The sequence below is a fragment of the Microcystis sp. M_OC_Ca_00000000_C217Col genome, from assembly GCF_007095585.1.
In the GTDB taxonomy this organism is placed as follows: domain Bacteria; phylum Cyanobacteriota; class Cyanobacteriia; order Cyanobacteriales; family Microcystaceae; genus Microcystis; species Microcystis panniformis.
In genome coordinates this window covers 20,503-27,325 of record NZ_SFBV01000310.1, presented here as the reverse complement: position 1 = coordinate 27,325, position 6,823 = coordinate 20,503, and the positions used below count along the sequence as shown (strand labels likewise).

Annotated in this window: 7 protein-coding genes and 1 pseudogene; 4 read left to right on the top strand and 4 right to left on the bottom strand. The window is 39.6% G+C overall.

Annotated elements, in window-relative coordinates:
- Window positions 1–813: 813 nt before the first annotated feature.
- Window positions 814–1,413, top strand: a complete 600-nt coding sequence (gene hpf / locus EWV66_RS19845; RefSeq protein WP_002771638.1) for a ribosome hibernation-promoting factor, HPF/YfiA family — start codon at window positions 814–816, stop codon at window positions 1,411–1,413.
- Window positions 1,414–1,471: 58 nt separating this feature from the next.
- On the opposite strand, the gene EWV66_RS19840 is transcribed toward hpf, so the two are convergent.
- Complete coding sequence (locus tag EWV66_RS19840; protein WP_052276386.1) at window positions 1,472–1,882, bottom strand: Hsp20/alpha crystallin family protein; 411 nt, start codon at window positions 1,880–1,882, stop codon at window positions 1,472–1,474.
- A gap of 257 nt (window positions 1,883–2,139) precedes the next feature.
- Window positions 2,140–2,781, bottom strand: coding sequence for an L-threonylcarbamoyladenylate synthase (locus EWV66_RS19835; RefSeq protein ID WP_002771642.1), 642 nt, complete (start codon window positions 2,779–2,781; stop codon window positions 2,140–2,142).
- Here EWV66_RS19835 and larC point away from each other — a divergent pair.
- The gene (gene larC / locus EWV66_RS19830) at window positions 2,758–4,014 is read left to right on the top strand and encodes a nickel pincer cofactor biosynthesis protein LarC (protein ID WP_072925245.1); all 1,257 of its coding nucleotides are present in this window, start codon (window positions 2,758–2,760) and stop codon (window positions 4,012–4,014) included. The two genes, EWV66_RS19835 and larC, sit on opposite strands and share 24 nt — an antisense overlap.
- Window positions 4,015–4,162: 148 nt before the next feature.
- On the opposite strand, the gene EWV66_RS19825 is transcribed toward larC, so the two are convergent.
- Complete coding sequence (locus EWV66_RS19825) at window positions 4,163–4,615, bottom strand: DUF29 domain-containing protein (protein WP_052276388.1); 453 nt, start codon at window positions 4,613–4,615, stop codon at window positions 4,163–4,165.
- 305 nt (window positions 4,616–4,920) lie between these two features.
- A pseudogene (locus EWV66_RS19820) lies at window positions 4,921–5,087 on the bottom strand (helix-turn-helix domain-containing protein); the annotation flags it as partial.
- A 111-nt stretch (window positions 5,088–5,198) separates the two neighbouring features.
- Between EWV66_RS19820 and EWV66_RS19815 the strand changes: the two are divergent.
- Window positions 5,199–6,314: a DUF262 domain-containing protein gene (locus EWV66_RS19815; RefSeq protein WP_052276389.1), complete on the top strand. Its 1,116-nt coding sequence runs from the start codon at window positions 5,199–5,201 to the stop codon at window positions 6,312–6,314.
- A complete protein-coding gene (locus EWV66_RS19810) occupies window positions 6,304–6,807 on the top strand; it encodes a HEPN domain-containing protein (protein ID WP_052276390.1) in 504 nt (167 codons plus the stop codon). Before EWV66_RS19815 ends, EWV66_RS19810 begins: the two co-directional genes overlap by 11 nt.
- Window positions 6,808–6,823: the final 16 nt, after the last annotated feature.

Genomic DNA, 6,823 nt, shown 5'->3' with positions numbered 1-6,823 from the left:
ACGCCCTTTTTCAGAATATAGGCACCCAAGCTACAAAGCGGTATTTTTTACCTAGGTTGGGACGGGTTGCCTACTTCTCAAGATACAAGGTTGGGTTGACCCAAGGAAACCCAACGCCTGCATGGGTTACGCTACCGCTAACCCATCCTACAAATAATTGTGCCTCCCTACTTAAATTTAACAAACTTAACATCTGAGTCAGCAGCGAGAGTGTAAGTCGGGATTAGCAATTCTCGCTGGCACTAGCGATCGCTGTTGTCCCGAGAGCAGCGGGAGTAATTGCCCGAATTTTTAGCCCACAGAGACGAGGTATTTTTTGAGCATTCATTGCGAAATTTGTCAAATTATTTAAGAAATGTGAAGGAGCGCAAAGGAAAATTAAAAGAAGGGAAGATATAGATGTTGGGGAGAATACTAAGTGCTAATCTAGGGTTATCCCATCTATTCCGAGGTTAACCGTCCCACGGGAGAAACAATCACCGGATTCCCCTGCTGGCGGCGAAAATCGGTTTCTTTAAATAAAAGTTAACAGAACTTCGCACTTCTGTTAAGAAAAGGTTTACAGAAACTTGTTAGAATAGAGGTAGATAAATCCAGTTGCAAATAGGCGCTCGACCCGATGAATTTTCCGCGCGATCCGACAAAAAAAAGAGAACGAGAACACCGACAATATCTAGACTGTGACCTCTAATTGACTTTCACTCAACAGCGCAATCGAGCAGTTTTTTGAGGATTAAATTCCTAGCATCAACACCCCTTAAAAATAGTTGATGTGGGCAGTCCATAGCAAAATTTTTAGATGGAGTAGTGAGTATGAAGCTATTGATTCAGGGCAATAATATCGCTGTCACCGAACCTATTCATGATTATGTGGAACAAAAGCTGGAGAAAGCGGTGAAACATTTTAACGGCATAACCACAAAAGTCGATGTTCACCTCTCCGTGGAAAAGAATGCGCGCATTCCCGATCGCCACAAGGCAGAAGTAACGGTTTATGCTAATGGAACAGTGATTCGCGCTCAAGAAGGAAGCGAAAATTTGTACGCAAGTATTGATTTAGTTTCTGATAAAATCGCTCGTCAACTCCGCAAGTATAAAGAAAGACTGGTGGATCATCGCACCAACGCCACCGTTAAAACTAGCGAGGTGGTGCAAGAGAAACCCTTAGATGATAACCTAATTGGCGATCGCACTCCCGAATTACCTGCGGAAGTAGTGCGGATGAAATACTTTGCCATGCCACCGATGACTATTGAGGAAGCACTAACACAATTGCAATTAGTCGATCACGATTTCTATATGTTCTGCAACAAAGACACGAACGAAATCAATGTTATCTATCAACGCAATCACGGCGGTTTTGGTGTTATTCAACCCCGTCCCGTCAACCTAAATGGCAAAGAATCCAATTAACAGTTAGCGACTACAAATAAAACAAAAGACTGGAGAAATTCTCCAGTCTTTTTCTCATCTAACCAAGATTAACTTTAACCACTTTATTTTTTTCTGCCACCGCTTTCGGGAGGGTGAGATAAAGAACACCGTCTTGATAGTTAGCGGTAACTTGGCTATTTTGCACCTCCACTGGTAGGGTAATCAAGCGACTAAATTTACCATAATAAAACTCGCTGTTTTCTACCTCGGCAGGGCATTCACGTTGCCCGTTAATAGCCACCATTTGCTTGCTAACCTCCACATCGATATCTTTAATATCCATGCCGGGTAATTCGATTTTTAATTCCACGGAATCCTCGTTAACAGAGATTTCCACCGGGGGACGAGACACCAAGGAAGTTGTCGGTAATACTTCTTGAAAAAGTTGATCGATTTGACGTTGGACAGAATTAATTTCGAGGAAGGGAGAATAAAGAGTGAAAGCCATAGTAATAATTTCCTTGAGAGGTTTTCTCTGACTGCGATTACCTCTATCTTAAGCAACTAACTTGACTTCCACAAGGCGGTTTTCAGGAAATAAAAAGTAGCAATAACCGATACAGTTTCAGTTGTCAGTTATCAGTTATCAGTGGGAAGTTGTAGGGTGTGGGGTGTGGGGTGTGGGGTGTGGGGTGTGGGGTGTGGGGAGAATAAATAAAAATAATCTCCTGTCTCCTGTCTCCTATCTCCTGACGACCGCCTTCGTTATAACCATTGTTGTAATTCTGGCCAACCCAAACCCTGACGCACGATATCCGGTTGATCGCCGGTAAAATCAACAATTGTTGACACTTCCGAACCGGGAGCCGAACCATCTTCGATAATTAAATCAACGATATGATCGAGGGCATCGAATAGCCTAGCGGTTTCTAATCCCTTGGTGGGAAAATCCCCCTCCTGATCGGGAAGATGAGCAGAACTAGAGATAATGGGATTTTCTAGGGTTTCGAGAATAGTGCGACAAATAACGTGATCGGGAACCCGGATACCAGTGGTTTTCCGCTTCGGATTCATCACCACTTTCGGCACTAATTTAGTCGCCGGTAAGAGAAAAGTGTAGGGACCGGGTATAACTCGTCGCATAATTTTATAAGCATAATCGCTGACCACTGCGTACTCGGAAATATTCGACAAAGAAGAACAGAGAAACGTCAAGGGTTTATCATTAGATAGTTGCTTGATTTGGCGAACTCGTTCGACGGCGGATTTCACATTGAGATCGCAACCGATCGCATAGACGGTATCGGTAGGATAAAGCATAATTGCCCCATTTTTCAGGGCATGACAGATTTCTTGGATAGAACGTTGTTGGGGATTTTCCGGATGGAGAGAGTAAATAGTAGCCATGATAGCAAAATCGTCGCCTATTGGGATTGTCCCACGGGAATCGCCGGGGATATGTGTTTAGGGGCATTAGTAGATTTAGGAGTCCCCTTAGAATACCTGATTGCACAACTAAAAACTTTAGGAATCGAGGATGAATATCAGTTAAAGGCCGAAAAACTGCATCGTCGCGGTCAAATTGCCACTAAGATTCACGTCGATGTCACTGCCGAGAAGTCCTCTGATCATCACCACCATCACCATCATACCCCCGCTCGCCATTTACCGGAGATTGAAAATTTAATTAAACAGGCAAATTTACCCCAGAAAGTCCAAGAATGGAGTTTAGCGGTTTTTCAACAACTTGCGATCGCAGAAGGAGCCGTTCACGGGATCGCACCGGAAAAAGTGCATTTTCACGAAGTCGGGGCAACCGATGCCATTATCGATATCGTCGGGACTTGTTTGGGTTTGGATTGGCTATCGGTAAGTGAATTATACTGTTCTTCTCTACCCACCGGCGGCGGTACAGTTCAGGCCGCCCATGGTCGTTTACCGGTTCCCGTGCCAGCAGTAGTACAATTGTTCAGCCAGCGACAAGTACCAATTTATAGTAATGGCATCGAAGCGGAGTTAGTAACACCCACGGGGGCAGCTATTGTGACAACTTTAGCTAAAAGTTTCGGTAAACCGCCGAAAATGCAGTTAGAAAAGGTCGGTTTAGGAGCAGGGACAAAAGATTTACCGATTCCCAATCTTGTCCGACTTTGGTTAGGGAAAAAAGAATCAGAAAAGCTAGATGAAATTGAAACTGTGGCAGTTTTAGAAACTCAAATTGATGACTTAAATCCACAAGCGATCGCCTACTTAAGCGAGGCTTTATTACAAGCGGGTGCCTTGGATGTATTTAGTCAAGCAATTACTATGAAAAAATCTCGTTTGGGGATACTTTTGACAGTAATTTGTGCCTTGGATAAAATTGCTATTTGTGAAAATATGATCTTTCAGGAAACCACAACTTTAGGCATTAGAAGGACAATTCAAGAGCGATCGATCTTAAAAAGAGAGATACAATCGATCGATACTGTCTATGGACAAATTCGGCTAAAAGTTGCCTACAAAGAGTCAATTAATCAACCGATTACCGTACAACCAGAATACGAAGATTGTGCCGCAATTGCCCGTCAGCATCATCTACCTTGGCGATTTGTTCATCAAATGGCCTTAGCTATTTGGCAAGAAAAAAATCAGTCTTGACAGCAGGGCAATTTTATCATAAAACTGGTATATCCATTTTTCAAAAGAACGTAGGTTGGGTTGAAGCATGAAACCCAACGCCCGCTCATGTTACGCTACCGTTAACCCATCCTACAAATAATTGTACCTCCCTACTTATATCCATTTTTCAAAAGCTATTTCCAGGAAGATAATCCCAATTTAAAACCTGTTCTTGGCTAAAAGGACAATCAACAGGAAAAGTTTCTTTTGGTAAATTAGTTTCATTTACCGTCCCTCGCACTGCTTTTTGATAACATTCAGCGAAAATATCGGCTAAATAGGGTTTTAAGCTAGGACTATCCCTGAAAATAAACTCTAATTGTTCTCTTTGCTCATCAATGGTATTTATCCAGCTATTAGTCGGTTTTTCTGGTTGATATTGCCATTTAAGTAAGTGCATCAAGAGAACTTTTAAACGACTGAATACCTCCCGTCTATTATTACGTCCTATATCGGATATTTCTTCGATTAAGTTATCTAAATCGAGGGCTGCTAAATTGCACTTTTTTAAGTGATTTACGGTTTGCTCAATCCACAAATTAAAATCAGTTTCATAAAGCTGAGATAATTGATTTTTCATGTTGAAAATATCCCATTTAGAAGTCGGTGGTAACGCACCACTCTCTTAACTATAACCGCTGACGGGGAGGTAAGTAGTCGGACATAAGTTTTCGCTGCTGTATAAAGTTTTGTAAATAGGGTAGAAGGCTGTATGCAGCAGCGAAAACCGGCTATTTTACATTCCTTAACATAGTGTTGTTTATTTATGTCCGACTACTTAAGTAGTCATGCAAAATTAATTACCTGCCCGATCGAGCTAAAACCCTTACGGGGCAATGATCGTCATGTGTAAATAATTTTGCCTAGGTACTTACCAATTTTCAGTAGATAGCATCCGAGGGAACCTTGATTCCTTCTTAATTCTCGCTTTAGTCGTGCTTTGATGACATCCCAGCTGCCATTTGCCGTTGAGATAAATTTCCCTCTTGACCAAGTTGGTAGAGCAAGTTTCTTTGTTCTATGTTAAGATATTGGAGGCTTCGTTTTTGGATCTGATTTGTTGTTGTATTGATCAGACAGTACCTGATGAGCCTTTTTCTGTCAACTCTTAAGGAGTCGTGCGTTTCATTTTTGAATTGGCAATATTAGGAGGGATAAAAATTATGGTTAATTATCTCAGTCAAGAAGAGGAATTACTAGCAGCCGAAGAAGAAAAGTATCTAGAGGAAGAAGATGATGTGGATTTTCCTCCTGCGGATATTATTGCTTACAATGAGCAGCGTTCCTGCTCTGATCTAGTTAGAATGTATCAAAAAAAACAATTGGTTATCGATCCAGATTTTCAAAGAGATATGGTGTGGACTGATCCACAACAAACTCGTTTTATTGATAGTTTAATGAAACAGTTACCGATTCCTAGTATGTGTATTAGTCTTGACTATAAGACAGATAAACGCTATATCATCGATGGATTACAACGAATTAGTACCATAGTCAAATTTTTAACTACTGAAGATTGGAAGCTATCAAAATTAGCTGATGTAGATTCGTCTATTTCTGGAAAAACAGTTGAGGAAATAAAAACTCAGCATGAAGAATTATATGAACGCGTAGAAAATATGACTATTCCCATCACCATGATTCGCTACGACTCCAGCAAAAAAACTCATAATAATTATATTTTTAACATTTTCCATCGCTTAAATACCGGTGGAGTAAAACTTAATAATCAGGAGATCAGAAATTGTATCTATAATGGCGAGTTTAATACTTTTTTAAAAGAATGCGCTCAATATGAAAACTGGCTTTTGCTGATGGATCGAAAGCAGAAAAAAGCATCTCGATTTGAAGATGAAGAATTAGTTCTTCGTTTCTTTGCTTTTTATGATGGATACCAGAACTACAAGGGGAAATTGACCGGATTTTTAAATGATTATATGTATAAACATAGATTTGCCCACCAAGATTTTATTCAAGATAAAGATCAATTATTTAAGCAAACTGTTGACTTGATTTATGATAGAATCTTCAAAGAGGAACCTCTCAAAACCAGTAAAGTTATTGCTGAGGGAATTCTGTTAGGAGTTGCCAAAAATTTAGATACTTTAGTCAATCTCTCCAATGATGAATTACAAGACAAGTATTCTAGATTAATAAAATCTGAACCATTTTTAACTAAAAATTTATCTGGTGGTATGTATCGAAAAGATAAGGCTTTAGAGAGAATTAATACATCTATCAAAATTTTTTCATCTACTTCTACTGGTAATGATTACTAAAAGTTATTTATTCAAGACGCTAAACAGGCTTGATAAACTCTATAATGACTCTACAACTGATGATCAAAAAATTTTTTATTCTAAACTAGCTCTAATAGAATTATGTGGCTGGATCGAGGAAACTATGGATGATATAGTTTTAAGATGTGCTAAACGATGCTTAAAGTCCGAAGCTAACCAAAAATTCATCAAAGACGAGATTATTAAGCCTAACTCTAAATTTCAATATGAAGCTTTTAGAAAAATGTTGATGATGGTTATTGGTTTAGCAACATTAGAAAAAATTGAAAAAAAGTTAGAAAAAACTGGTAAAATTAGTGCTTTAAAAGGTGATCTGGGTAATCTAAAGAGAAGTCGCAATCGAGCGGCTCATACTCATACTAAAGGTACTTTGAGAACCTATGACGCTCCTTCTAAAACTAAACATGATTTTGATAGAATATATGCTTTGTTAACAGAGTTAGATGCAGAATTGCAACGTCATAAATGTTGACTTATTTCTCGTACAA